The sequence below is a fragment of the Halomonas sp. SH5A2 genome (genome assembly GCF_014263395.1).
GTDB lineage: Bacteria > Pseudomonadota > Gammaproteobacteria > Pseudomonadales > Halomonadaceae > Vreelandella.
In genome coordinates, this window is record NZ_CP058321.1 from 2,491,074 (window position 1) to 2,515,782 (window position 24,709).

Genomic DNA, 24,709 nt, shown 5'->3' on the forward strand with positions numbered 1-24,709 from the left:
CTGGCTAATCAACACGAACGACCAGAATTAACCCTATGCGGGGGCGCTGTAAACCCATCCATGGCGCCCCCCCCTGCCGAGGGTTAATTCTGGTCTTAAAATGTTTCCCTTTTGGTTCAAATTAGCATCTTGCGGTTTAAAAAGCCGACCAGTGCCCGGGTAAGGTGTTCGACGTCATGGGTGCCCGCCGTTTCGCGCACTGAATGCATGGCCCACTGGGGCAGCCCCACATCGATGGTGGGCACGCCGACCTCAGTGGCGGTGATCGGCCCGATAGTGCTCCCACAGCCCATGTCAGACCGCGTCACAAACGACTGCACCGGCACGTCGGCTGTGCGGCAGACATCCCGAAACAACGCGCCTGTCACGCTATTGGTCGCGTAACGCTGGCTGGCATTGATCTTGATCACCGGTCCAGCATTCAGCAACGGTCCGTGCTGCTCATCGTGCATATCGGCAAAGTTGGGATGCAGCCCGTGGGCGTTATCGCAAGAGATCATCAGCGATGACTGGATCAGTTGAATCAGCGATTCTTCGCTGCCCTTTTCACTTCCCCTGCCTATTTGAGCATTGATACGCTTCAGCACATCACCCAGAAATGGCCCCTGGGCGCCGCAGGCGCTGGAACTGCCGACTTCTTCGTGATCATTGGCGACCAGCAGCGCGCCCTGCTGACCATCGCAGTCGAGCAACGCTTCCAGACCCACAAAGCACGACAACAGGTTATCCAGCCGTGCGCTCGCGATAAGCTCCTGATTGACGCCCACCAAAGAAGGCGGTTGAACGTCGTAAAAGCCCAATTCAAAATCCACCACGTCGACCGCCCGCAAGCCATGCTCAGCTTCCAACCAGCGCGCCAGCAGATCTTCAAGCTTGCCGGATTCGCTTTGCATCAGCACGGGCGCCATCTGGGTTTGCGGGTTGATGCTACGCCCAGCATTGACGTCCCGGTCAAGGTGTATCGCCAGACTCGGAATCATCGCCACCGGCCGATCAACGTTAAGCAGCACACTTTCCAGTTGCCCATCGGCGTGACGGATATGCACTCGCCCAGCGATACCCAGATCGCGGTCAAACCACGGCGCAAGCAAGGCACCGCCATACACCTGCACCCCCAACTGAAGCCAACCGGCAGCATGCTGGGTGGCATTGGGCTTTAAACGCAGCCCCGGGCTATCGGTGTGGGCGCCCAGCATGCGCATGCTGTGCAGTGGCCCTTTGGGCAGTTGAAAGGCAATCAATGATGAATCGTTGCGTGTCACGTAGTAGCGCTGACCGGGCGACAGCTGCCAGTTGGCCGTCTCTTCCAGGCGCTCGAAACCCGCTTGTTCCAGACGCCCCGCCATGGCATGGGTGGCGTGCCAGGGGGTGGGAGACTGGCGCAAGAACTCGCATAACCGGGCGACGCGATCAGCGTTGAATATTTCGGACATGGAAATCCTCATTACCTACATGTTTGAGTCTCAGCAAAGCAGGTGACCTGCTACAATGCTCCTTCGGCCTTCGCAACTCATTGGTCAGATGCGGGTCTAGGAAAGCATGAGTGTACACAAATCCGGGAGAGCTTGACTGATGAGCTTGTTTGCAACGCTTTCGCGTTCAATCGCCCTAACCATCATGCTGGTCGTCACCAGCCCGATGGCATTAGCGCAACTTGAGCCGACCGAAGAACAGCGCCAGGCGGCGGTCGAAATTGCCGATTCGCTCCGCTATGGCCACTACGCCGATGTCAGCTTTGACGAAGCCTGGTCACAAGAAGCCTTTGATCGCTACTTGGATATTCTGGATGGCCAGCGGGCCTACCTGCTAAGCAGCGACATTGAGCCCTATCGTCACCTGGAAACCGATCTGGCCGACACCCTTTTCGACGGCGACCTGGATGAAGCGTTTGCCCTTTACAACCGTCTCAACGAGCGCCATACCGCTCGAGTTGAATGGCTGCTCGAACACCTCGATGACGACACGACGTTCAACTTCGACGGCAACGAACGCCTTGAGCTTGAACGCGAGGACGCCAACTGGGCCGAGAGCCAGCGCGAGCTGGATGCATTGTGGCAAAAACGGCTGAAAAATGATGCCCTGACGCTTGCCTTGAGCGATCAGGACGACGAACAGATTGTCGAGAATCTTCGCCAGCGTTACGAGGGGCAGCTTTCCCGCCTGGAACAAACCGAATCGGAAGACGTCTTTGGCTTGATCATGGCCGCGGTGACCAGCACCATTGATCCCCACACCAGCTATCTATCACCGCGCCAGGGCGAATCGTTTGACATTCAAATGAGCCTCTCGCTGGAAGGCATAGGCGCACTCCTTCAATCCGACGGTGAATACGTCAAAGTCTCCAGCCTGGTGGCAGGCGGCCCGGCTGAACGAGCTGGCGTTCTGGAGCCCGCGGACCGGATTATTGGCGTCGGTCAGGAAGACGGCGAGATGGTCAACGTGGTTGGCATGCGTCTGGATAACGTGGTCGACCTGATTCGCGGCCCGAAAGGCTCCGTGGTGAAGCTGGATGTAGTACCCGCCCAGGCGGTCGACATGACCCGCTCACAAACCGTTGAGATCACCCGGGATACGGTCGACCTGGAAGATCAGGCCGCCCAGAGCGAAGTGATTGACGTCGAGCGTGATGGCGCCACTCACCGCCTCGGGGTGATCGAAATCCCCACCTTTTATGTCGACTTCGACGCCTGGCAGGCAGGAGAGGATGACTACCGCAGCACCACCCGCGATGTCGCCAAGGAAATTGAGCAGTTAAAACGCCAGGATGTTGAAGGCATCGTGCTCGACCTGCGCAACAATGGTGGTGGCGCCCTTCAGGAAGCCAACTCGCTGATCGGCCTATTTATCGATCGCGGCCCCACCGTTCAGGTTCGCGACGCTGACGGGCGTATCAACCTCTACGGCGACAGTGAAGCAGGCACGCTTTACGACGGCCCACTGGGCGTGCTGGTGAACCGTCTATCCGCCTCGGCGTCAGAAATTCTCGCTGGGGCCATCCAGGACTATGGTCGCGGTATCGTGATGGGTAGCCAGACCTTTGGTAAAGGCACAGTGCAGACGCTGAGCGATTTGAGCCATGGCGAGATCAAGCTCACCCGCGCTAAGTTCTATCGCATTTCCGGCGAGAGCACCCAGAACCGCGGTGTCGAACCCGATATTGACTTCCCTAGCCTGATCGACCCGGAACGTATCGGCGAAAGCAGCCTGGATCACGCCTTGGAATGGGACACGGTTCAGGACGTCCAGTACCGGCAGTACGGAGAACCCGAACGCTACCTTGACGCTCTGTTGTCAGCCCATCAGGAACGCGCGGAGGAAAACCCCAACTTCCGCTATTTGGAGCGGCAATCGGCGCTGTCCCGGGAACTTCGCGAGCAGAACACCAGCGTCAGCCTGAATCGTGAGCAGCGCGAGCGTGAAACCCAGGCTCAGGAATCCGAGCAGCTGGCGCTGGAAAACCAGCGGCGTCGCGCCCTGGGGCTTGAAGAGCTGGAGGAATGGACCGACGCTCGCGACGAGACCTCGCTGAGCGATAACGACAGTGAAAACGGCAATAGCGATGAAGAAGACGAGGAAGACATGCCGGTAGAGCGTGCTCATGTGCTGGAAGCCGCCGAAGTTCTGCTCGACTATGCGAAGCTAGAAAGCGCCGCGCGCTTCGTCAACCGGTAAGCGAAGTAGCAGCATAAACGAGGGCCTCAACAGCGCCGATGCCACTGGCATCGGCGCTGTTTTTTTTGCCAACTAGCAGAGTACGGCTCGCCGTGTTGGCCGGTCGCCCATGACGGCCAAACGCTGCGTCAAACGGGCCAGTTGGGCCGTACAACCCTGCCGTGCCGACTCAATAATATGCCGCGCCCATGTCGGCAGCTGCGGCGATAGCTGGTAATAAACCCACTGCCCGTCCCGCTGGTCCACCAGCAGCCCGCATTGGCGAAGCTGCGCCAGATGACGCGACACCTTGGGCTGGGACTCTTCAAGCACATAGGTCATTTCACACACGCACAGCGACTGCTCATGGGCAATCAACAGCACCAGCATCAACCGCGTTTCATCGCTTAAGCACTTGAATACCTGCAGTGCATTCAACGGAGTGGATTTTCCCAAGACGATTATCCCTACCTGGTCAATAATGCTGATAGTTTACGTCACTGGCGTTTGTATCGGCAAAGCCCCAGGCGCTCAATGTTCGCGTCAAGAGAACTGTCAAAAGAATCAAAGGAAGGAAGATCGAAATCGATAAACGGCTGGCGTCACAGAAGGAAGGAAAACAGACGCTAGATGGCTCCCCGAGCAGGACTCGAACCTGCGACCCAATGATTAACAGTCATTTGCTCTACCAACTGAGCTATCGGGGAACAATAGGACTACCGTAAACGGTAGGTACAAACGGTGTTGCGGGGCAATTTGGCTCCTCGAGCAGGACTCGAACCTGCGACCCAATGATTAACAGTCATTTGCTCTACCAACTGAGCTATCGAGGAACAATCTGATATTGCCGTATTTGAGATCAGTGTATTGGCTCCCCGAGCAGGACTCGAACCTGCGACCCAATGATTAACAGTCATTTGCTCTACCAACTGAGCTATCGGGGAACTGCTCAAACACGGTGCGTAGTATACTGATAGAAACGTAACGGTCAAGCACCGATTCCGCGTCAACGCTAGCCGCCTGTTGGTTGTGTCCGTATAATGCGCACAATCATTAGCGCCCAGGCGCAACGACACTTCATTCATTCCTCGTCCTTCCGACGACCCATAGATGACAGGTACCGATGGCGAAGAAGCTCTTCATCAAAACGCACGGCTGCCAAATGAACGAGTATGACTCCTCCCGCATGGCGGATATGCTCGGCGTTTCTCATCAGCTCGAACTGACCGATAACGAGCGCGAAGCCGATGTCATTCTTCTCAACACCTGCTCCATTCGTGAAAAAGCGCAGGAGAAGGTGTTCCATCAGCTGGGACGCTGGAAAAAACTCAAGGACGCCAACCCTGATCTGGTCATTGGCGTTGGCGGCTGCGTTGCAAGCCAGGAAGGCGAAGCATTGCGCAAGCGTGCCCCCCATGTGGACATGGTATTCGGGCCGCAGACACTGCACCGGGTGCCGTCCATGCTGGATGCACGCCGCGACAATCAGATTGCCGCGGTGGATGTGACCTTCCCGGAAATCGAGAAGTTCGACCATCTGCCTAAACCCACCTCAGACGGCGCCACTGCCTTTGTGTCGATCATGGAAGGCTGCTCGAAGTACTGCACCTTCTGTGTGGTGCCCTACACCCGTGGCGAAGAAGTCTCGCGGCCGTTTGAAGCGGTGATGGATGAAGTCATTCACCTGGCCGACCAGGGCGTGCGCGAAGTCAACCTTCTCGGCCAGAACGTCAACGCCTACCGGGGCGAAAACCAGTTGGGCGATGAGATCGATCTTGCCGAACTGATCGCCTGTGTTGCGGCGGTCGAGGGGATCGATCGTATTCGCTTCACCACCTCGCACCCGGTTGAGTTCACTGACAGCCTGGTGGATGCCTATGCCGATATCCCCGAACTGGTCAGCCACCTGCACCTGCCGGTGCAATCCGGCTCGGACCGCATCTTGAGCGCGATGAAGCGTGGCCACACGGCAGAAGCCTATATCGAAAAGATGGAGCGGATTCGCGCCAACCGCCCGGACATCAGCTTCTCTTCCGACTTCATTATTGGTTTCCCCGGCGAGACGGAAGAAGACTTTGAAGCGACGATGGATCTGATTCATCGCATAGGTTTCGACCATTCGTTCAGCTTTGTTTTCTCGGCACGCCCCGGCACACCCGCCGCCGCGCTCGAAGATGAAACACCGGAAAGCGTCAAGAAAGAACGTCTGGCGATCTTGCAGGCGCGTATTCTCCAGCAGGCCGGCCAGATCAGCCGCCGCATGGTGGGCACCACCCAGCGCATTCTGGTAACCGGCTTTTCGCCGAAAGACCCCGGCCAGCTGTCCGGACGCACGGAAAATAACCGGGTGGTCAACTTCCGCGCCGCCAACCCTACCGAGCTGATCGGCTACTTCGTGGACGTGGAAATTACTGAAGCCCTGCCCAATTCGCTGCGCGGTGAACTCGCCTCACCCGAGCGTTATTGAACATCGCTTATCTTAGTTAATTGCCCCAACACCGCTTGGGGCAGTAAGCTGACATTGACACCCATCAACCGACAGGTTTTTCTCTCTTGAGCCAGCCATCGCCTCAGGCCAATCGCATTACCACGTTAAGCCTTGAACCCAATGACCCACAGCGCCTTGCCAGCCTGTGTGGTCAGCAGGATGAGCACCTGAAGTTGATCGAAAGCCGCCTGGACGTAACACTGCGCAACCGGGGCAATGTGTTCCAGTTGGCTGGGCCTGCCAATCGCATTAAAGCCGCTGCCAACGTGCTGGAACACCTCTACCGCGAAACCGCGGCGGAAGAAGTATCGGCCGACACCGTCCACCTGTTTCTTCAAGAATCCGGCCTGGAAGCGCTGGAGGAAGAAGACGATACAGAAGGCGATAGCGGTGAAGTGATCATGCGCACACCGCGCACCATGATCAAGCCCCGTGGCCTCAATCAGCAGCGCTACGTCACCAGTATTCGCGAACACGACATCAACTTCGGCATTGGTCCCGCGGGTACCGGTAAAACCTACCTTGCCGTCGCGGCCGCCGTGGAAGCGCTTAACCAGCAGGAAGTACGTCGTATTCTACTCGTCCGCCCGGCGGTGGAAGCCGGTGAGAAGCTCGGCTTTCTGCCCGGCGATCTCGCCCAGAAAATCGACCCTTACCTGCGCCCGCTCTACGATGCGCTTTACGAAATGATCGGCTTTGAGCAGGTCGCCAAGCTGATCGAGCGCCAGGTGATCGAAATTGCCCCGCTGGCTTATATGCGCGGCAGAACGCTCAACAATGCCTATATCATCCTGGATGAGAGCCAGAACACCACGCCCGAACAAATGAAAATGTTTCTGACGCGTATTGGCTTCGGCTCCACCGCGGTAATCACCGGTGACGTCACCCAGGTTGACCTGCCCAAAGGCCAGCGCTCGGGCCTGATCCAGGTACTCGACGTGCTAAAGGACACCGCCGGAATTGGCGTCACCCACTTTGCCGCCAAAGATGTGGTTCGCCACCCGCTGGTGCAGCGCATCATCGAAGCCTACGACGCCTTCGAGTCCCAGCAGGAAGCTGAGGAGCGCGCCCGTCGGGAAGCGCGCCAGCAAGAGCGGGAAGCCCGTCTGCAGGGCCGCGAAAGCTCGGGGGATACCTCGCGATGAATGACATCGTGATCGACCGTCAGGCCGCCATCGACGATCAGCAGCTACCGACTCAGGCACAGCTCACCCGTTGGGTGGGCGATGTGCTTGCCCGGCACCCCGACGAGCCACGACAGGAACTGACCGTGCGTTTTGTCGATCTCGCTGAAAGCCAATCACTCAATCATGATTATCGGGGCAAGGATAAGCCCACCAACGTGCTGTCATTCCCGTTTGAGAACCCACCGGGCATAACGCTGCCATTACTCGGCGATCTGGTGATTTGCCATGCCGTCGTTGTCAAAGAGGCTGAAGAGCAGCACAAAGCCCTCGAGCATCATTACGCCCATATGGTGATTCACGGCACTTTGCACTTATTGGGCTATGATCACATGGAAGAAGAAGATGCCGAGGTGATGGAGCAATGTGAGCGCGAGCTGCTTGCCGCCCTGGGCATTACCGACCCTTATATTGGCGACATATGAGACTTAAGGCCCATACATTGAACTGGTACCGCGCCCCTGGTCAGTGATAAAACGTCCTTTCGAATCACTCCACCTGAGTCCGTCAACAAGAGATTACCTGCATGAGCGAAGACCGATCGAGCAACGCCAATCAACGATCCTGGCTCGAGAAACTCTTTAGCGCCCTTTCCGGCGACAACGACGAACCCAGCTCCCGCGATGAGTTACTGGAATTTTTACGCCACGCGGCGGGGCGTTTAAAGCTTGACCAGGACGCCATCATGATCATTGAAGGCGCACTGGAAATCAGCGATCAACAGGTTCGCGAAATCCTCATCCCCCGCTCGCAAATCTCGGCGATCACCCTTGATCAGACCAGCGAAGAGTACCTGGCGCTTATTCAAGAGACTGGCCACTCGCGCTACCCGGTGATTGGCGAAAACCTTGACGATGTAAAAGGTATTTTGCTGGTCAAGGATCTATTGCCGCTCCTGTCGCAGACTCAAGCGGAGCGAGATGCGTTTCAGTTGGATGATATCGTCCGTTCGGCGATGTTCATTCCTGAATCCAAACGGCTCAACAGCCTGCTGAAAGAGTTTCGTGATACCCACAACCACATGGCCGTCGTGGTCGACGAATACGGCGGTACAGCGGGCATTATTACCATCGAGGATATCCTTGAGCAGATTGTCGGCAATATCGAAGACGAGCATGACGCTGACGAGGAAGAAGATATCCGCGAGCTGGAAGACAAGCGCTATGCCATCCGCGCCCTCACGACCATCGACGACTTCAATGAGCACTTCGATACCCAGTTCTCCGACGATGAGTTTGACACCATCGGCGGACTGGTCATGCAGCAGTTCGGCCACCTGCCCCAACGCGGCGAATATACTCACCTGGGCGGCTGGCGCTTCGAAGTCCTCAACGCAGACAATCGCCGTATCCGCCTACTAGAGGCCTACCGGGAACAACGCCCTGATACCAGCGACGACGAGCAGGAAGACACCTAGCTTTCACGCTTTTTACGTTCAGGACATAAGGACATCTCGTTATGGGTCGTATTCCCGCTGTCTATCGACAGCTCATTGTTGCGCTTCTGGCTGGCGGTTTAACCACACTGACAGCATCGCCCTTCGAATTGTGGTGGCTAGGCCCGGTGGCGGCAGGCTTAATGTATGCAGGGACTCATCAGCTAACCGCCGCCCAGGCGGCCCTCAAGGGATGGCTGTACGGCGTGGCGCTGTTTGGCAGCGGTGCTTCCTGGGTCTACGTATCGATTCACGACTACGGCTATACCGGCGTACCGCTTGCGCTGTTTCTCACCGCCCTGTTTGTCTGCGTGCTGGCACTGTTTTACGCCGCCACGCTTTGGCTCTACCGCCGCTTTACCGGCCCTCGGCTGGAGCTTGTGAGCTTTGCCGGCATCTGGGTGCTGGGAGAAGTCCTGCGCACCTATCTATTTACCGGTTTTCCATGGCTATTGCTGGGGTCAGGGTATGTGGATTCCCCACTGGCGGCCTGGGCGCCTATAGGCGGCGTTTATCTGCTCTCGCTGCTGGTTGCCCTTAGCGGCGCACTCGGCGCGGCGCTACTGCTGCGCCGCCAATGGTGGACGCTCGTGCCGCTGGCGGCTATCTGGCTAACCCCCCTCGCGTTGCCAGCGCAATGGACCACGCCCGCCGAAACACCGACACGGGTCGCACTGCTACAGGGTAATCTTCCCCAACTGGAAAAATGGACCCCCGAAGGCCAGCGCAACGCCGCCAATATTTATAGCGACTTGACTCGCGAGGTCGGCGACGACGTTGACCTGATTGTGTGGCCGGAAACGGCCCTGCCCATGATGGAAACCCAGGCACGCCCGGTGCTTGAGCGGGTACAAAGCAACCTGCCCGCCGACACGGCATTGATGACCGGTATCGTCCAGCGCGATATCGAGGAACGCTTGTTCAATGGCGTCGTCGGTATTGGCGATGTCGAGGGCAGCTATCAAAAAGAACACCTGGTGCCCTTCGGCGAATATCTACCACTGGAAAGCCTGCTACGCGGCGCCATCGACTTTTTCAACCTGCCCATGTCGAGCTTTACCAAAGGCGATTCCGATCAGGCGCCAATGCAGGCAGCGGGGGTCAGCATCGGCAATGCCATCTGCTATGAAATCATTTACCCGCAGTTGGTGGCCAGCCGCGCCAAGAACAGCGATGTATTGATGACGCTGTCCAACGATACCTGGTTTGGTGCCTCGATCGGCCCGCACCAACACTTGCAGATGGCGCGCCTCAGGGCGCTGGAAAATGGCCGCTACGTGCTGCGGGCTACCAGCAATGGCATTACCGCCATCATCGATGCACAGGGCCGCATCGTCGAGCGTGCGCCCCAGTTCGAGACCACATCGCTTACCGGCGAGTTCTACGCTACTCAAGGGTTAACACCGTTTACCCGCATGGGTAGCTGGCCGGTGTGGTTTTTAGCCGCACTGATGACCCTTGTGGGTGTGTCTCGAACGCACCGCCGGTAAACTATTAACTTGATAAACTATTAGCCCGGTAAGCGACGCCAGTTGCTGCCGGGTTAGTGTGAGATCACTTGATCCCGCATTCTATTCAACCGTGCCACTTAGGAGGCAGCCTCGTTGAAATCTCGCCCTTTTCTGTTACTGGTGATTCTTCCACTGTTTATTGCATTGCTCTTGGGTGGCGTTCTCTTTGGTGGTCAGGCGCTGTCCGACAGCAATATGGATGAGGATATCCAGCAAGCCCTGGCGCAAGAGATTAACCAGGAAGCAAGTGGCATCGAGCTTTCAAAGCTGCAGAAAGTGCAGTACGGCTATACCATTTGCGGCCTGTATCGCACGGCCTCATCAGAGAGGGGTTATGCGTCGTTTCTTTACGATACGCAACACGACAGCGTAGAGCTGGATATCAAGTCGAGTCGCTATAAGTCGCGCTGTAGCCTATCGGTTGCCTGCCAGTAATTCAGGCACCGTCGCTCACCAACTGATTAATATCTGCTACCGCGTCAGAGATGGGGTGCGAGTCGCGTATCAGGAATTGCGCCTTCCCTTCCCGATCAAAGGCAAAAACCGCGCTTGTGTGCGTCACAATATAGTCACCGCGCTGGTTAGGTTCTTCGTAGTCATACGTGACCCGCATGCGGTTGGTCAGGGCGTCTATTTCCGCCAGGTCACCCGTAATACCAATAAACTCAGAGCCGAAGGCATTGGTGTAGCGCTTTACGACCTCGGGGGTATCACGCTTCGGGTCGACGGAGATAAACAGCACCTGAATGTCGTCACGGACATCATCGTCCAGACGGTTTAAGGTGCCTGCCAGTCTGGCTAACGTAATCGGGCACACATCCGGGCAATAGGTATACCCAAAGTAAACCAGTGTGACCTTACCCTGATAATCTTCAGCCTCGACGGCCTGACCGTTTTCATCAATCAGCGAAAAATCCAGCGGCGGCATGATTTCAAAGGTCTCTGCCGTGCGCCAATTGCGCTCACTACAGCCGACAAGCCACAGTGAAACCAGTAAAACTAACAACCGCTTGATCATTAACTCGTCCTGCTTGACAGCGTATTAAAGCGATGCGGGGGATACCACATCGAACGTGACCGGCAGTTGCTGGGCGTCGTCAAACTCCAGCAGCACCTCGACATCATCACCTTCAGAAAACGTTTCCTTACGCCCGATAAACATCAAGTGATGGCCTTTGGGGGCAAACTCGAAACGTTCCCCCGCCTCGATTTCCACTTGCTCCATGGCATGCATGTGCGCCATGCCGTTTTCTTCGCTGCTCACATGAATCTCGACGTCTTCAAAGGCCTCGCTTTGCGCGCCGACTAAAACAGCCGTCTCGTCGCCGGTATTATGCAGCTGAAAATACCCCGCTCCCGGCTGCTCACCGGGCAACAAACTCAATCGCGCATCGCTGACCTGCACATCCTGCCCACTGGCATGCCCGGCGATTACCAACATCAGCAGCATGCCACCGGCCAACAGCCGAGGGGTATTGAATAGGTGCCTGACCATATTATTTCTCCACTTAGGGAAGGACTGAGATATTCGGCGCTATTTTACCAGCACCGCACGCTAAACGCTTTGCGTGCTGACGTGCTGACATGCTGACGTGCTGAGCGAGCCTTTCAAAAGTACCGTCACCATAGCCAGATTCCAGGTTTCCGCAACCCCGATGCGACATTATGTCAGCGGCGCTGGATTATCTGGTGATACGAAAAAGCCCTGCCTTTTAGGCAGGGCTTTATCTTGCAACGCGTGCTTGATCACCTATTCGGGTATTTCACCCAACACTTCAGGAATCGTGGTTTTTACATAGCGCCCGGGGGCGGGCTCGATCACACTCAACTCGCCTTCACCTGGCTGACGCGCGGCAACCATTTTTTTCGGATCTGGATCCGCATAGCCATTTTCGGTGATCCAAGCCTGCCAATGGGGCCACCAAGACCCTTCATTGAAGGTCGCCCCCTCAAACCAGGCGTCGTGGCTTTCTGGCAGCTGATCGTTCGTCCAGTAGCCATATTTCTGCTTATGCGGCGGGTTGACGATGCCAGCAATATGCCCCGAGCCACCCAGCACAAAGGTTGATGGCCCTTTAGGCAACAGCGCGCCGTAATAGGAGCTGTTCCACTTGGCGATATGATCTTCCTTGGCCGACACAAAATAGCTGGGCGTCGATATTTTCCTGAGATCGATCTTCACCCCATCAAGTTCGATACCACCCGGCTCGACCAGCTTGTTCTGCAGGTACATGTGCCGCAAGTACCAGGCATGGGTTCCGGCAGGCAGGTTGGTGCCGTCGGTATTCCAGTAAAGCAGGTCGAAGGCGGCCGGGGTTTCACCTTTAAGATAATTATTGATGTAGAACGACCAGAAAAGATCGTTTTCACGCAGCAGGTTAAAGGTATAGGCCATCGAGCGACCGTCTAGATAACCTTTCAGCTGCATGCTTTCTTCAATGCCCTCTAACACGCGTTCGTTGAGGAACACGCCGATATCACCGGGGTCACGGAAATCCTGCAAGGTCGCCATGTAGGTGACCGATTTGACCTTGCGGCCACGCCGTGTGCTGGTGAGATAGGCCACGGTCGATGCCGTCAGCGTGCCGCCAACGCAGTAACTCAACAGATTGACCGACTTTTCCCCGCAGGCCTTTTCAATCGCTTCCATGGCGGTAATCGGGCCCAGCTGCATGTAATCCGCCCAGGTGATGTCGTGCTGCTCCGGCCCCGGATTGCGCCAAGAGATCAGGAACACGCTATGCCCCTGGTCGACCAGCCACTTCATCATTGAGTTATCTTCACGCAGGTCAAGCACGTAGTACTTGTTGATCCATGGTGGCACAACCAGCAGCGGTGTTTTATAGGTTTTTTCGGTGGTGGGCGTGTACTGGATCAGCTGCATCAACTCATTTTCATACACCACAGACCCTGGGGTAACCGCGATGTTCTCGCCAACGCCAAAGGCGCTGCGATCCGTCATGCGCACATTGATGCCTTCAGAAGAATTGGCCAGGTCTTCGCGCAGTCGCTCCAGGCCCTCGACCAAATTCTGACCTTTGGTTTCCAACGTGCGGCGCATGACCTCAGGGTTCGTCGACACAAAGTTGGTCGGCGACATCGCATTGACCATCTGACGCGCGTAAAAAGCCAGGTTGCGCTTATGGGTTTCGTCCATTCCGCTTAAGCTATCCACCAGCTCATCCACCATCTGGGAAAACAGCAGGTATTGCTGCATGATGGCCATGAAGTGGGGTTCCTGGGTCCAGGCCTCGTCCTTGAACCGGCGGTCGCCTTTTTCCGGCATGACCACTGGCGATACCTCTTCACCAGCCATCGCCCGCATGCCCTGCTGCCATAGCAGCCACTGATCCTGCAGCAGGCGTGACTGGGTCTGCCATAATAGCGTCGGGTTCTGCATTAACGACTGCGCGCCGGCTTCAAAGCTTTCCCGCATGTCGCTATACACGGAGTCGGCCGCTTCGCTTGGCGCCATGCGCGATAACAGATCCTGCATGAGACCTTGATACTGCTCACCAATATCTTTTAGCTGGGCGTTCCACGCTTCCAGCTCTTCTTGAGACAGGCCATGGGGCGGTAATTCCCACTCTGCTGACATCTTCATTCTCCTCTACCGGCGCGGCAACCTATACGCAGCCCGTATGATGGCAGGTAATCAAAGGCTCAAAAGAGGCGCGGCGCCCTTGGGCGCCGCGATCAATCGGGTCAATCAGCTTTTACGCGATGATTGGCTGCTCGCTTTCGCGGGCTGCTCACCCTTGGCAGCGGCACTGGCCTGGTCGGCCATTTGCTTGCCTGCTTCACCAAACAGTTTTTCCATCTCTGCCTTGAACTCAAGGCTCATCTCGCTCATCACGCGAGCGTCTTCCTGCATTTGCTGCGAAAGCTCGTTCATCATTGCCGCTTGCTGCGTGCCGAAGTCGCGCAGGCTTTCAGCATCCTGAACATCGGTTGCGCTACGCAGGCGCTCGGTGCCCATTTGGCTGTAGCGCTTCATCGCTTCCAGTTGATACTGGGTCATCTTTTCCATGTTATTGAGCATCAGCGAGTTAATCTTGCGCATCGGCTCAAACATTTGGCGGGTTTGGGCGTTGAAGGCGTCCATCATTTTATCTTGCATGGTGTCTACTCCTATTTTCATTCCTTGGCATGAGCCGTGAGTGACTCACACAAACGCTAATTGCTGCACTGCAAAAAGAGTAATCATTGACAGGGTGTGTTGCAACCACCTTGACGACAACGACCTCTACCGCTTTGGTCGTGCCCTGGCCACATTGCTCTCACAAATTACCCTCACAAACTACTCTGCTTTCCGTTTGGCCCGTGACCGGGAAGATGCTGTTCCCTTGGCATTGGTGTTGGTGTTGGTATTAGCACTCTTGGTACTTGTCGTGCCACTTTGCGCCTTTTCCTCTTCGGAAGCGTCGCTGCTACTGGCGCTGCCTGCCTGCTTCAACATATCCAGCATCATCTGCTGATAGGTGCCGAAGTTTGACAACCCCTGTGAAAGACCCTGCTGCATCATGGGCTGTTGCAGGAAGGGCCGCATCAGGCTCATGGGATCATATCCCTCAACGCCGGACTCCATTTGCCGTTGAATGTTCTCAAGCAGATGTTGCTGGAACGCTTCAACGTCCGGCAACCCCAGCGCTTGGCGAAACTCATCGGGGGTGAGATCGAACTCAACGTTAATCTTCATTGGCGGCTCCTGCTTTATTAACCAATCTTGTTTTATTTGAGTGTAGCAGCGATATGCGAAGGACACCTTGCCGTTAGCGTTGGGTTAAACGTGGCGTATCAACGCTTACCGCACCGTTTTGCCCACGCTGCCGCAGCCAGTGATCCATCAGCGTTATCGCCATCATCGCTTCCGCGATGGGCGTTGCGCGAATACCCACGCAAGGGTCATGACGACCTTTGGTCACCACCTCGACAGCGTTACCGTTGACGTCGATTGAGCGCCCTGGCGTGGTGATGCTTGACGTCGGCTTGAGCGCCAGACGGGCCACAATGGGCTGGCCGCTGGAAATCCCCCCCAGCACCCCACCGGCGTGGTTAGACAAAAAGCCTTCCGGCGTCATCTCGTCGCGATGCTCACTGCCCCGTTGATCAATGCAACCAAACCCGGCGCCAATCTCAATCCCTTTTACCGCATTAATACTCATCAAACCATGCGCCAGATCAGCATCCAGGCGATCAAATACCGGCTCACCCAGCCCGACCGGCACGCCATCGGCCACCACGGTGATCTCCGCGCCGACGGAGTCCTGATCGCGGCGCAGCTGATCCATGTAGTCTTCAAGCTCGGGCACTTTGGCAGGGTCGGGGCAGAAAAACGCGTTCTGACCGACGGCGTCCCAGGAGTTGAAATCGATCTTGATCGGGCCGAGCTGGCTCATGTAACCACGCACCTGCACTCCCTGAGCGGCCAGGTACTGCTTGGCGATGGCGCCTGCAGCGACACGTACCGCGGTCTCCCGCGCGCTTGAACGCCCTCCGCCACGATAGTCACGGTGGCCATACTTGTGGTGGTAGGTGTAGTCCGCGTGGGCGGGGCGAAACTGATCCTTGATTTTTGAATAGTCTTTCGAGCGTTGATCGGTGTTCTCGATGATCAGGCCAATCGAGGTACCGGTCGTTTTGCCTTCGAAGACGCCCGACAGGATTTTCACCTGGTCCGCTTCCTGGCGCTGGGTGGTATACCGCGAGCTACCGGGACGGCGGCGGTCCAGGTCGTGCTGTAAATCCGCCTCGCTGAGAGGCAACCCCGGTGGGCAGCCATCGACAATAGCGCCTAGCGCCGGGCCGTGGCTTTCCCCGAAGGTGGTGACAGTAAATAGTTTGCCAAATGTATTGCCGGACATGAGCCTTAGCTCCTCACGCAAAAGACGCCGCATGGGCGTCGAGTTCAGCGGCGCTCAGGGCAAAGACACCCTGGCCGCCACGCTCGAATTCAAGCCACATGAACGCCACCTCGGGAAAGGCAGCCTCCACGTGGCGGTCTGAGTTGCCAACTTCTACAATCAGCCAGCCTTCATCGGTCAGGTGCCCGCGTGCCTCGCGCAGAATGCGCCGCACGATATCCAGACCGTCGCTGCCCGCTCCCAGCGCCAGGGCAGGCTCGTGGCGAAATTCGGCGGGCATGGTGGCCAAGTCACGCTTATCGACATAGGGCGGATTCGAAATAATGACATCAAAACGCTGCCCCTCCAGCCCGCTGAACACATCGGCTTCTACTGCACGAACACGCTCACCGACATCGTGGCGGGTGATATTTTGTCTGGCCACGGCAAGGGCCTCCTGGCTAATGTCAGCCAGCGTCACCTCGCAAGTGGGCAAATAAAGCGCGGTGGCAATGCCGATACAACCCGAGCCGGTGCACAAATCCAGCACCCGCTCGGGCGGTTCTTCAGGGAACCAGGCAGCGAAGCCATCCTCTATCAGCTCCGCCATCGGCGAGCGCGGGATCAGCACGCGTTCATCGACGTTGAATGGATAACCGGCAAAGAAGGCCTCACCCAACAGGTAAGGCAGCGGTCGACGCGTGGTGATTCGCTCACGGGTGAGGGCCACGATGCGCTCGCGCTCCATCGGCAACAAGCGCGCATCCTGTACGCCTGGGTCGACATTCCAGGGCAAATGCAGCGCCCCCAGACACAGTGCGACGGCTTCATCCCATGCCGATTCGGTGCCGTGGCCATAGTAAAGCCCCGCCAAATAGAACTCGCTGGATACCCAGCGCAGGTAGTCGCGTAAGGTTATAAGCTCGCTCACCAGCGCCGTATCCGGCAGGCTGAGGGAGGAAGGCGAAGTCTCGGCGTTGAGAGGCTGGGTCACATCGGCTCCTGGTCAACAAAGGCTACCATCCCCATCGGGAGACGGCATGGTAAAAGAAAGATTGTACCTTTGACGCTGCCCGGTTCACAGCAGCACGCATCTCGCTATACTGTGCGCTTGTTTTCCGTTTTGCCCATTTGCCATTTGAGCCTGTCATGACACGACGCCGCCACCTGCCCGATGACGACGACATCAGTGCTTTCCGCCAAGCGCTGAAAGCCGCGGGCGTGCGTCGCATTGCCACCAACCAGGCCGACCCCGGCAAACCCAAGCGCAAAGATGATGCCCAGCAGGCCAGACGGCAGGCGGCGGTAGAAAGCAACACCTTCGCCACCAGCGGCCGTACCTCCGATGGCCGGGTCGAGGCGGTGCGCCCTTCCGAGTACCTGGAATTCAGCGTCGCCGACTTGCCCTGGCGCACATTCAGCCAGCTAAAGCGTGGCCAGACGGCCTGGCAGGCGGGCCTCGACTTGCATGGTTATACCCTTGAAGAGGCCAGGTTGGAGCTCGAAAGCTTTCTGCGTGACGCAACCGCTCAAGGGCTTCGCTGTGTACTGGTTGTCCACGGCAAGGCCTGGGGCACCACCGCCGATTTTCCAGTACTCAAAAGCCACACCAATGCCTGGCTGCGCGAATGGCCCGGGGTCCTGGCCTTCTGTTCTGCCATCGAGATCGACGGCGGCACCGGCGCGGTGTATATCCTGCTGCGTAAACGCGGTCAGTAGGACGCTTATTCTGTCGCATCCGAGACAATACCGGGCATGCGCCGTGCCAGAGCCTCATCGGCCAAGTGACGGCCCAGGCGGATCAGATCCTTGGCACGATGAAACTCGTAAGCACTGCACACCGTTTTGGGAACTTCGATGAGAATATCGGGCGGGTAACCGGCAATTTTATATTTCGCCAGCGCCGCCTGGGTAATATCGAACGATTCAAGGATCATATCCAGCTTGCCCCACTCGCGCTTGCCGCGCAGGTCCACCGTTTCATCCACCTCAGCCTCTTCGCTACTGCTGCCAAGCTCGCCCCAAAGTCGCCGCGTGGTGGCTCGCACCTCGTCCATCCAGCCACCAATATTGGCATCGCGGTCGAGTTCCTGGGTCGTGCGGCTGTCATTATCCTCATCCTTGGGAAGCATTTCCTCCAAAGACACCGGCTGCGGGCTATGGGCGGTCACGTTGACCGCCACCACAAAGTCAGCCTCGTGGGCGGCGAGTATGGGCATCATGGGCAGCGGATTCAGCAGACCACCGTCGACCAGCACCTGATCACCCAAATGCACGGGGGTAATCACGCCGGGGACGGCGATTGATGCTCGTATCGCACGCAGCAGCGGGCCGTTTTGAAACCATACCTCGCGCTGGCGCACCAGGTCAGTGGCCACGGTGGTCACCGGAATCGGCAGGTCTTCCATCAATGTATCGCCCACCAGCCCTTCCAACTTACTCATGACTTTGCCGGCCCGCATGGCCCCCATTGGGCTCCAGGTCACATCGACCAGCTTGAGCACATCCAGGTAGTCCAAATGACACACCCATTCGCGATATTCAGGCAGTTTACCCGACGCATAAATGCCGGCTATCAGCGCGCCCATGGAACATCCGGCAATCGAGATGATTTCGTAGCCCCGCGCTTCCAACGCCTCAATCACGCCGATGTGCGCGTAGCCCCGGGCACCGCCGCTACCCAGCACCAATGCCACTTTATTGCCTTTCGGTCTACGGTCATCGGCCAGGCTCGGTTCGTTCATCGCTCGCTTCCTACGACGGATCTCGACGTTTCATTGATAGATTGCGTAATCACCCCGGCAACGCGAGACACCACCTGGGGTTCAAGGTGCAGGTGATGGCCGCCTGCCAGTACATGGCGTGTTAGGTGCGGCACCGTCTGGCGGGCTTTATCCGCCCAGTCGCGCTCGCCTAAAATGCCCTTCTCACCTTCTACCAATAGCACCGGTGCCTGGATATCGGCCAGTAGCGCTAACACTTGCGAAGGCGTAAAACGCACTAGCGATGGCTTTAACAAGCGGCTGTCGGTACGCATCTGCACGTGCCCGTCAGCCGCCACATCGGCATTGCGCTCCACCAGCGGCGTGGCCGTGACGGTGTCTAGTGGGGTGACACCACCGGCCACACGGGCCGCTACCGCGGTGGCCAGATCAGGATAACGCGGCGCACTGGAAATGGGCCGCCTATGCGCCACTAACCCCTTGCGCAGTTGGCTTGCCGTGTCACCAGAAGGCGTATTGAGCGCACCCAAGCCATCCAGCAGCGTCAATTGTTCAATGCGCTCCGGCAAGGCAGCAGCCAATAGGCAGGCCACTGCGGCGCCCATGGAATGGGCGAGCAACGCCACTCGCTCAATGGCCAGGTCTTCCATGGTATCCAGCACGTCGTGGCAATAATCCCACAGCGCGTAATCCTCACCCGCCGGGGCATGTGCCGAATAGCCATGACCACGAAAGTCGATAGCTACAATGCGGATATCCAGTGCTTCCACCAGCAACGGCGCTAACCGGGAAAAGCTCGCCGCATTATCGAGCCAGCCGTGGAGCGCCAGCCAAGCGGGCGCCTCATCGCGCCCCCAGCTCAGCGCCGCCAGACGACCTTGGGCGAGGGAAAGGGAGTGAGGATAACGCGTTGCAGTGGGGTGAGACATGATTAACCTATCCTAAAAAACCAGCCGCCCTAGGCGGCAAGATGACGGCATAAAGCACAAACGGTACCATGCCAAACGTCAATGTCTGTACAAAATTACTGACGCTCACCAACGTCCATCTTTTTCCTGCTAACGAGGCTTTTATGAAACCCCACCGTGATACCCGAACGCGCAACTGGGTCTTTTTTATCGCCGTGACCAGCGCCATTGTGGTGGGCCTCTGGCTGGCAAGATAAGCCTTCACGAATGTTCCTAAAGACGGACAGCCCTTGCAATTTTTTCCTCGCGGCCAAATACTGTATATAAATACATATATTGCCAGTGAGGAGGCTGACCATGACGCAGCCGTTATCGCCTATCGCGCCAGCCGTGCCGTTAACGCATCAGTCGCTGCCCTTTCCTGCGCTACACGGCCGCGCCGGATTTAGCGGCTTTCCCTCCCCTGCGCAGGATTACGAACCGCGCACGCTGGACCTCAACGTGCGCCTGATCAAGAACCCCACCCAAACGTTTTACCTGACTGCCACCGGTGACAGCATGGAGGGCTGGGGAATTTTCGATCGCGACCTGCTGGTCGTTGACCGCAGCCTCTCGGCCCGCCTGGGGCACATTCTGGTGGCCATGTTCGACGACGAACTGCTTATCAAGCGTTACGCGCTATATCGCGGCGCGCCGCATCTGTGCTCCGCACACCCGCATTACCCGCCGCTGCCCCTGCAAGGCAGCGACTGTCAGGTATGGGGTGTGGTCCGGGCGGTCATTCACGAATACCTGCGATGATGTGACAGTCATGATCGGTCTTGTCGACGCCAATAATTTTTACGTCAGCTGCGAACGCGTTTTCCAGCCTCACCTGGAGGGCAAAGCCGTCGGCGTGATGTCCAACAACGACGGCTGCGTGATTGCCCGCTCGGCGGAAATGAAAGCAATGGACATTCCCATGGGCACTCCCGCCTTCAAACTGGAAGGGCTACGCCAGCGTGGCGAGATTCATCTGCTGTCGTCCAACTATGAGCTGTATGGCGACATGTCGGCACGGCTGGCCCAGTTGTTGCGGGATGCTTGTCCTGACATCGCCCCCTACTCCATCGACGAAATGTTTATCTACCTGGAGGGCATGAGCGAGCACCAGTGCCAAACCCTGGGTGATCGCTTACGCCGGGACATTCATCGCGGCATTGGGTTACCGGTATGTATCGGGCTGGCACCGACCCACACGCTCGCCAAACTCGCCAACCATGCGGCCAAGAAGCAGTCACACTACCAGGGCGTTTGTCTGCTCGTCGGGAATGATGCCAGCACCGCTGCCTTGCTTAAGCAAACGCCGGTCAGCGAAGTATGGGGGGTGGGCAGGCGGCTTGCCGAACGGCTTGCCATTAGCGGCATTCATAGCGCCTGGGATTTACGCGAGTGCGATAAAAAACAGCTGCGCAAACGCTTTTCCGTGGTGCTGGCGCGCACCGCCCTAGAGCTGTGTGGCACACCTTGCCTGGAAATGAACGCGGTGGATCAACCTCGCCAGCGCATAATGACGTCGCGCTCTTTTGGTCAACCCAGCGGGATAAAAGCTCAGGTGCACGAGGCACTGCGCCGCCATGCCCAGCGTAGTGCCGAAAAACTTCGCGAGCAGCATAGCCTGGCGCGCTCGGTGATGCTGTTCTTGAAAACCAACCGCCACCGTCGTGACCAGCCACAGTACTTCCCCCACACGCTGGTCGCGTTACCCACTCCTAGCGACGATACACGCGTTATTCTCGACGCCGTCCGCCAGGGTCTTGAGCAGATATACCGCCCCGGCTATCGGTTCATGAAAGCCGGGGTGATGCTGCTGGATATCGTCGATGCCCAACAGCATCAGCTATCGCTGCTCAACGCTCCCGCTCGGCACCATCCGCTGCTAATGGCCACGGTGGACGCCATCAACCAACGGTTGGGGCAAGACACGATCCGCTTTGGGATGACCGATGACGAGGCGCCCTGGCAGCTGCGCTGCGCCCATCGCTCGAATCGCTATACCACGCGCTGGGATGAGCTGCTGGAAGTCGGTACTCACCCCGGCGCGATTGCCGACGCCAGGGCAAAACGGCAACAACCGAAGCCGAAACAGCAACGTTCAATAAGACTTTAGCACGTGGCGCAAACGCGGGCTGAGCATTTCGCCCAACGCCGCCATGGCGACCAGAATCACCAGTAACCACGGCCAGTGCGCGATAAACGAAACCTGATAAAGTCCCAGCGCGTCGATAAAGATCACCACAATGCCGAGCGGGCTAACGTAGCGCACCATGGTCAGCCACAGCGCATAGGGCAGCGGTGCAAGCCCCAGCTCATCGCGGAACGTCTCGCTCTTCAAGACGAAGCCTGCCAGCACGACCATGCCCAAGCCGCCCAGCGGCATCATGAAGCGCGAGGTCAGGTAATCCAGCCAGCCAAAGAAATTCTTACCCGCCAGCGTCCATTCGGCACCCAGATTGAACGACAGCATCGCCAGGGTGCTGATCAGCCACAGCACGATGCCGGTGCCCCACGACGCGGAACGCCGGGAAATGCCCTTGTTATCGCACAGCCAAGAGACCGTCGCCTCGACCATCGAAATCGCCGAGGTCAGTGCGGCCATCGACAGCATCAGGAAAAACAGAATGCCAAATAGCGTGCCCAGCGGCATCGCTTGAAACGCTAGCGGCAAGCTCATGAAGATAAGCCCGGGGCCTTCGGCAGGGTTCATCCCGTTGGCAAAAATTACCGGGAAAATCGCCAGTCCGGCCATTAACGCCACCACGGTATCGGCGATTGCCACGCTTAGCGTGGTACGCCCGATGGAAGTTCCTTTCGGTAGGTAGCTGCCGTAAGTCAGGATTGCCCCAGAGGCCAGCGATAGGGTGAAAAACGCGTGCCCCAGCGCGGCCAGCATGCCTTCACTGGACAAGCTGCCCGCATTGAAAGAAAACAGGAAACTGAACGCCTGACCAAAGCCGCCCGAAAAAACGCCAAACACAATCAACAGCGCCAGCATCAACACCAACCCGGGCATCATCCATCTGACGTTCTTTTCAATGCCCTCCTGCACGCCTTTACCGACGATCAGCATGGTCAGCAGTGTGACCAGAGTGCTCCAGAACCCCAGATTCCAGGGGTTGGCGTTATTGGCCCCAAACACCGCGGCCATATCGTCAACGCTGCTACCCGATAAACCACCGGTCAGCATCTTCCACAGGTAAGAGAACGACCAGCCCGCCACAACGACATAAAACGACAGAATCATGAAGCCGCAGAGCATCGCCATCCAGCCGATCAATGACCACGCTGAAGAGCGACCGGACTCGTTGACCACCCGGCGAATGGCATCGACCGGGCTACCCAGACCACGCCGTCCAAAGGCAATCTCGGTCATCATGACCGGCACGCCCACCGCCAAGATACAGGCGAGATAGACCAGCACGAAGGCCCCACCGCCAAATTCCCCGGTAATATAGGGAAACTTCCAAATATTGCCCAACCCAACGGCCGAGCCTGTCGCCGCCAGCATAAAGCCCCAGCGGCCTAACCATTGGATGCGCGGTTGCCCAGAAGACGCCATGATCTACCACCCTGTTGGAAAAAAGCGCTTATCCTAGAGGATTTTGCCGCGAATGCCCAAAAAATCCTGACGCTCGCTGTCATTCACCACATCATGGCGACATTCAAAAAGTCACTACGGTGCATAAACGGCGGCTTTGGCCTCGGCGTCCAACCGCTGCGCGGTTTGGTCGACACGGCGCAACCAGGCGAACAACAGGGCTCCCAGCGCCACAAAGCCACCAGCCAGCCACAGACCAACGTTATAGTGGCCGGAGGCCTCCGCCAGCATGCCCGTAAGCGCTGGCGCGATGATCTGCGCGGCGCCGTAGGCCAGGGTCATTTGCCCCATTAACCGTGCGGGGCTGGCGGGATATAGCCGCCCCGCCATGGTCAGCACCAGGCTGACACAACCCAGAAAGGTGCCGCCATAAAGCACTGCGCTGAGCAGCACCGCCGCCAGATTCGTCGTCATGGCGGGCAGGACAATGCCGATAACCTGTAGGCACATTGCCAGTATCAGCGCGCCCAAATAGCCGATGCGACGCGCCACAAGGTCCCACAAGATGACCGCCGGGGCCGCCGCCAGCCCCACCAACGCAAAAGTCCAGTTGCCAGCACCGGCCAACAACGGCTCGCGTTCCACAATCGTGACGATGAAGGTAGCGCTGATCACATAGCCATACCCCGCACAGAAATAGGCGGCCAGCATCCAGCGCATAAAGGTGCGGGTGGGCGGTTGGGCGGCGGCGGTTTGGTCCCCCGAGGCACCAGGCACGACAGGCGATGGCCGTGGAAGCCAGCGCCAGGCCGGCACGAGCAACACAGCGCCAAGCAGGCTAAATCCCCACCACTGCGCCTGCCAGTCCATCGACAACGCCAGCATCAGCTCAACGGCGACAGCCGCAACGACAATGCCAAGGCCAAGCCCGGCAAAATGAATGCCCAGCTCACCGCGCTGGTGATGCTGAATCAGCCAGTGGAGAATCAGCCCCGAGGCCAGCAGCATCGCGCCGCTACTCGAAAACCCCGCCACAAAGCGCAGCCCCGCCCAGAGCCAAAAATGCTCGGTCAATGCCATACCCGCCGTCGTGAGAACGGCCAGTACCAAGCAGATACGGTACAGGGTATCTTTGACATGGATACGACGGACAGACGCCGCCAGCACGGCGCCCAGCATATAGCCTGCGTAATTGAGCGCCGCCAGCCAACCACCATCGGCGTCGCCAATCCAGCTTTGCTGCTGCATCACCGGCAGTAACGGGGTGTAGGCAAAACGGGCCACCCCGATACACAGCAACTGACTGAAAACACCCGCCAGCAGCACCTTGAAGCGCTGAGAGCGAAGGGTAGCGGTGGCCATATCGACATCCTCGTCGTGAACGCTGGG

Annotated in this window: 23 protein-coding genes and 3 tRNA genes; 10 read left to right on the top strand and 16 right to left on the bottom strand. The window is 57.7% G+C overall.

The window, feature by feature from the left end:
- Window positions 1-116: 116 nt before the first annotated feature.
- Window positions 117-1,433 (bottom strand): M18 family aminopeptidase, encoded by a 1,317-nt coding sequence (locus HXW73_RS11665; protein ID WP_186253263.1) that lies wholly within the window; start codon window positions 1,431-1,433, stop codon window positions 117-119.
- 139 nt (window positions 1,434-1,572) lie between these two features.
- Between HXW73_RS11665 and HXW73_RS11670 the strand changes: the two genes are divergently transcribed.
- Complete coding sequence (locus tag HXW73_RS11670; RefSeq protein ID WP_186253264.1) at window positions 1,573-3,672, top strand: carboxy terminal-processing peptidase; 2,100 nt, start codon at window positions 1,573-1,575, stop codon at window positions 3,670-3,672.
- Window positions 3,673-3,744: 72 nt separating this feature from the next.
- Here HXW73_RS11670 and HXW73_RS11675 read toward each other — a convergent pair whose 3' ends face one another.
- From HXW73_RS11675 to HXW73_RS11690, 4 genes are all read right to left on the bottom strand, one after another.
- Window positions 3,745-4,107, bottom strand: a complete 363-nt coding sequence (locus HXW73_RS11675; protein ID WP_186253265.1) for a metalloregulator ArsR/SmtB family transcription factor — start codon at window positions 4,105-4,107, stop codon at window positions 3,745-3,747.
- Between the two features lie 175 nt (window positions 4,108-4,282).
- Window positions 4,283-4,358, bottom strand: a tRNA-Asn gene (locus HXW73_RS11680).
- Between the two features lie 50 nt (window positions 4,359-4,408).
- A tRNA-Asn gene (locus tag HXW73_RS11685) sits at window positions 4,409-4,484 on the bottom strand.
- A gap of 35 nt (window positions 4,485-4,519) precedes the next feature.
- Window positions 4,520-4,595, bottom strand: a tRNA-Asn gene (locus tag HXW73_RS11690).
- Window positions 4,596-4,774: 179 nt separating this feature from the next.
- Here HXW73_RS11690 and miaB point away from each other — a divergent pair.
- The 6 genes from miaB to HXW73_RS11720 all read left to right on the top strand — a co-directional run bounded on the left by miaB (window position 4,775) and on the right by HXW73_RS11720 (window position 10,704).
- Window positions 4,775-6,118 (top strand): tRNA (N6-isopentenyl adenosine(37)-C2)-methylthiotransferase MiaB, encoded by a 1,344-nt coding sequence (gene miaB / locus HXW73_RS11695; protein WP_186253266.1) that lies wholly within the window; start codon window positions 4,775-4,777, stop codon window positions 6,116-6,118.
- An 86-nt stretch (window positions 6,119-6,204) separates the two neighbouring features.
- Window positions 6,205-7,284, top strand: coding sequence for a PhoH family protein (locus HXW73_RS11700; protein ID WP_186253267.1), 1,080 nt, complete (start codon window positions 6,205-6,207; stop codon window positions 7,282-7,284).
- Window positions 7,281-7,748: an rRNA maturation RNase YbeY gene (ybeY, locus tag HXW73_RS11705; RefSeq protein WP_186253268.1), complete on the top strand. Its 468-nt coding sequence runs from the start codon at window positions 7,281-7,283 to the stop codon at window positions 7,746-7,748. The genes HXW73_RS11700 and ybeY overlap by 4 nt, the downstream gene beginning before the upstream one ends.
- Window positions 7,749-7,849: 101 nt before the next feature.
- A complete protein-coding gene (locus HXW73_RS11710; protein WP_186253269.1) occupies window positions 7,850-8,740 on the top strand; it encodes an HlyC/CorC family transporter in 891 nt (296 codons plus the stop codon).
- Between the two features lie 41 nt (window positions 8,741-8,781).
- Window positions 8,782-10,248 carry an apolipoprotein N-acyltransferase gene (gene lnt / locus HXW73_RS11715; protein ID WP_186253270.1) on the top strand — a complete coding sequence of 489 codons (1,467 nt, stop codon included), beginning with the start codon at window positions 8,782-8,784 and terminating at the stop codon, window positions 10,246-10,248.
- A 114-nt stretch (window positions 10,249-10,362) separates the two neighbouring features.
- Window positions 10,363-10,704: a hypothetical protein gene (locus HXW73_RS11720; RefSeq protein ID WP_186253271.1), complete on the top strand. Its 342-nt coding sequence runs from the start codon at window positions 10,363-10,365 to the stop codon at window positions 10,702-10,704.
- Between the two features lies 1 nt (window position 10,705).
- Here HXW73_RS11720 and HXW73_RS11725 read toward each other — a convergent pair whose 3' ends face one another.
- The 7 genes from HXW73_RS11725 to prmB all read right to left on the bottom strand — a co-directional run bounded on the left by HXW73_RS11725 (window position 10,706) and on the right by prmB (window position 17,106).
- Complete coding sequence (locus tag HXW73_RS11725) at window positions 10,706-11,275, bottom strand: SCO family protein (protein WP_240538618.1); 570 nt, start codon at window positions 11,273-11,275, stop codon at window positions 10,706-10,708.
- 36 nt (window positions 11,276-11,311) lie between these two features.
- Complete coding sequence (locus HXW73_RS11730) at window positions 11,312-11,764, bottom strand: copper chaperone PCu(A)C (RefSeq protein ID WP_186253273.1); 453 nt, start codon at window positions 11,762-11,764, stop codon at window positions 11,312-11,314.
- Between the two features lie 255 nt (window positions 11,765-12,019).
- Complete coding sequence (gene phaC / locus HXW73_RS11735; RefSeq protein WP_186253274.1) at window positions 12,020-13,867, bottom strand: class I poly(R)-hydroxyalkanoic acid synthase; 1,848 nt, start codon at window positions 13,865-13,867, stop codon at window positions 12,020-12,022.
- A gap of 111 nt (window positions 13,868-13,978) precedes the next feature.
- Window positions 13,979-14,389: a phasin family protein gene (locus HXW73_RS11740; protein WP_186253275.1), complete on the bottom strand. Its 411-nt coding sequence runs from the start codon at window positions 14,387-14,389 to the stop codon at window positions 13,979-13,981.
- 180 nt (window positions 14,390-14,569) lie between these two features.
- A complete protein-coding gene (locus HXW73_RS11745; RefSeq protein ID WP_186253276.1) occupies window positions 14,570-14,968 on the bottom strand; it encodes a hypothetical protein in 399 nt (132 codons plus the stop codon).
- Between the two features lie 73 nt (window positions 14,969-15,041).
- Window positions 15,042-16,133: a chorismate synthase gene (gene aroC, locus HXW73_RS11750; protein ID WP_186253277.1), complete on the bottom strand. Its 1,092-nt coding sequence runs from the start codon at window positions 16,131-16,133 to the stop codon at window positions 15,042-15,044.
- Window positions 16,134-16,146: 13 nt separating this feature from the next.
- Window positions 16,147-17,106, bottom strand: a complete 960-nt coding sequence (gene prmB / locus HXW73_RS11755; RefSeq protein ID WP_186253278.1) for a 50S ribosomal protein L3 N(5)-glutamine methyltransferase — start codon at window positions 17,104-17,106, stop codon at window positions 16,147-16,149.
- A 155-nt stretch (window positions 17,107-17,261) separates the two neighbouring features.
- On the opposite strand from prmB, the gene HXW73_RS11760 reads away from it, so the two are divergent.
- Window positions 17,262-17,831, top strand: a complete 570-nt coding sequence (locus tag HXW73_RS11760; RefSeq protein ID WP_186253279.1) for a Smr/MutS family protein — start codon at window positions 17,262-17,264, stop codon at window positions 17,829-17,831.
- Between the two features lie 5 nt (window positions 17,832-17,836).
- Here HXW73_RS11760 and HXW73_RS11765 read toward each other — a convergent pair whose 3' ends face one another.
- Both HXW73_RS11765 and HXW73_RS11770 read right to left on the bottom strand, forming a co-directional pair.
- On the bottom strand, window positions 17,837-18,856 hold the full coding sequence (locus tag HXW73_RS11765) for a patatin-like phospholipase family protein (RefSeq protein ID WP_186253280.1): 1,020 nt from the start codon (window positions 18,854-18,856) through the stop codon (window positions 17,837-17,839).
- Window positions 18,853-19,764: an alpha/beta fold hydrolase gene (locus tag HXW73_RS11770; protein ID WP_186253281.1), complete on the bottom strand. Its 912-nt coding sequence runs from the start codon at window positions 19,762-19,764 to the stop codon at window positions 18,853-18,855. The genes HXW73_RS11765 and HXW73_RS11770 overlap by 4 nt, the downstream gene beginning before the upstream one ends.
- A 336-nt stretch (window positions 19,765-20,100) precedes the next feature.
- On the opposite strand from HXW73_RS11770, the gene HXW73_RS11775 reads away from it, so the two are divergent.
- Window positions 20,101-20,544, top strand: coding sequence for a LexA family protein (locus HXW73_RS11775; RefSeq protein WP_186253282.1), 444 nt, complete (start codon window positions 20,101-20,103; stop codon window positions 20,542-20,544).
- Between the two features lie 10 nt (window positions 20,545-20,554).
- Entirely contained in the window at window positions 20,555-21,892 is a 1,338-nt protein-coding gene (locus HXW73_RS11780) for a Y-family DNA polymerase (protein WP_186253283.1), read from the top strand.
- Here HXW73_RS11780 and HXW73_RS11785 read toward each other — a convergent pair.
- Window positions 21,878-23,341, bottom strand: coding sequence for a sodium-dependent transporter (locus tag HXW73_RS11785; RefSeq protein WP_186253284.1), 1,464 nt, complete (start codon window positions 23,339-23,341; stop codon window positions 21,878-21,880). The two genes, HXW73_RS11780 and HXW73_RS11785, sit on opposite strands and share 15 nt — an antisense overlap.
- Window positions 23,342-23,455: 114 nt before the next feature.
- Window positions 23,456-24,682: a YbfB/YjiJ family MFS transporter gene (locus HXW73_RS11790; protein ID WP_186253285.1), complete on the bottom strand. Its 1,227-nt coding sequence runs from the start codon at window positions 24,680-24,682 to the stop codon at window positions 23,456-23,458.
- Window positions 24,683-24,709: the final 27 nt, after the last annotated feature.

Bases quoted from the DNA above. Each gene is read 5' to 3' on its own strand.
- HXW73_RS11785 (WP_186253284.1), bottom strand. From the start codon at position 23,341: ATGGCGTCTTCTGGGCAACCGCGCATCCAATGGTTAGGCCGCTGGGGC.
- HXW73_RS11670 (WP_186253264.1), top strand. From the start codon at position 1,573: ATGAGCTTGTTTGCAACGCTTTCGCGTTCAATCGCCCTAACCATCATG.
- HXW73_RS11730 (WP_186253273.1), bottom strand. From the start codon at position 11,764: ATGGTCAGGCACCTATTCAATACCCCTCGGCTGTTGGCCGGTGGCATG.
- phaC (WP_186253274.1), bottom strand. From the start codon at position 13,867: ATGTCAGCAGAGTGGGAATTACCGCCCCATGGCCTGTCTCAAGAAGAG.
- HXW73_RS11665 (WP_186253263.1), bottom strand. From the start codon at position 1,433: ATGTCCGAAATATTCAACGCTGATCGCGTCGCCCGGTTATGCGAGTTC.
- HXW73_RS11740 (WP_186253275.1), bottom strand. From the start codon at position 14,389: ATGCAAGATAAAATGATGGACGCCTTCAACGCCCAAACCCGCCAAATG.
- HXW73_RS11780 (WP_186253283.1), top strand. From the start codon at position 20,555: ATGATCGGTCTTGTCGACGCCAATAATTTTTACGTCAGCTGCGAACGC.
- HXW73_RS11765 (WP_186253280.1), bottom strand. From the start codon at position 18,856: ATGAACGAACCGAGCCTGGCCGATGACCGTAGACCGAAAGGCAATAAA.
- miaB (WP_186253266.1), top strand. From the start codon at position 4,775: ATGGCGAAGAAGCTCTTCATCAAAACGCACGGCTGCCAAATGAACGAG.
- HXW73_RS11790 (WP_186253285.1), bottom strand. From the start codon at position 24,682: ATGGCCACCGCTACCCTTCGCTCTCAGCGCTTCAAGGTGCTGCTGGCG.
- HXW73_RS11775 (WP_186253282.1), top strand. From the start codon at position 20,101: ATGACGCAGCCGTTATCGCCTATCGCGCCAGCCGTGCCGTTAACGCAT.
- HXW73_RS11745 (WP_186253276.1), bottom strand. From the start codon at position 14,968: ATGAAGATTAACGTTGAGTTCGATCTCACCCCCGATGAGTTTCGCCAA.
- ybeY (WP_186253268.1), top strand. From the start codon at position 7,281: ATGAATGACATCGTGATCGACCGTCAGGCCGCCATCGACGATCAGCAG.
- HXW73_RS11770 (WP_186253281.1), bottom strand. From the start codon at position 19,764: ATGTCTCACCCCACTGCAACGCGTTATCCTCACTCCCTTTCCCTCGCC.
- HXW73_RS11760 (WP_186253279.1), top strand. From the start codon at position 17,262: ATGACACGACGCCGCCACCTGCCCGATGACGACGACATCAGTGCTTTC.
- HXW73_RS11710 (WP_186253269.1), top strand. From the start codon at position 7,850: ATGAGCGAAGACCGATCGAGCAACGCCAATCAACGATCCTGGCTCGAG.
- aroC (WP_186253277.1), bottom strand. From the start codon at position 16,133: ATGTCCGGCAATACATTTGGCAAACTATTTACTGTCACCACCTTCGGG.
- lnt (WP_186253270.1), top strand. From the start codon at position 8,782: ATGGGTCGTATTCCCGCTGTCTATCGACAGCTCATTGTTGCGCTTCTG.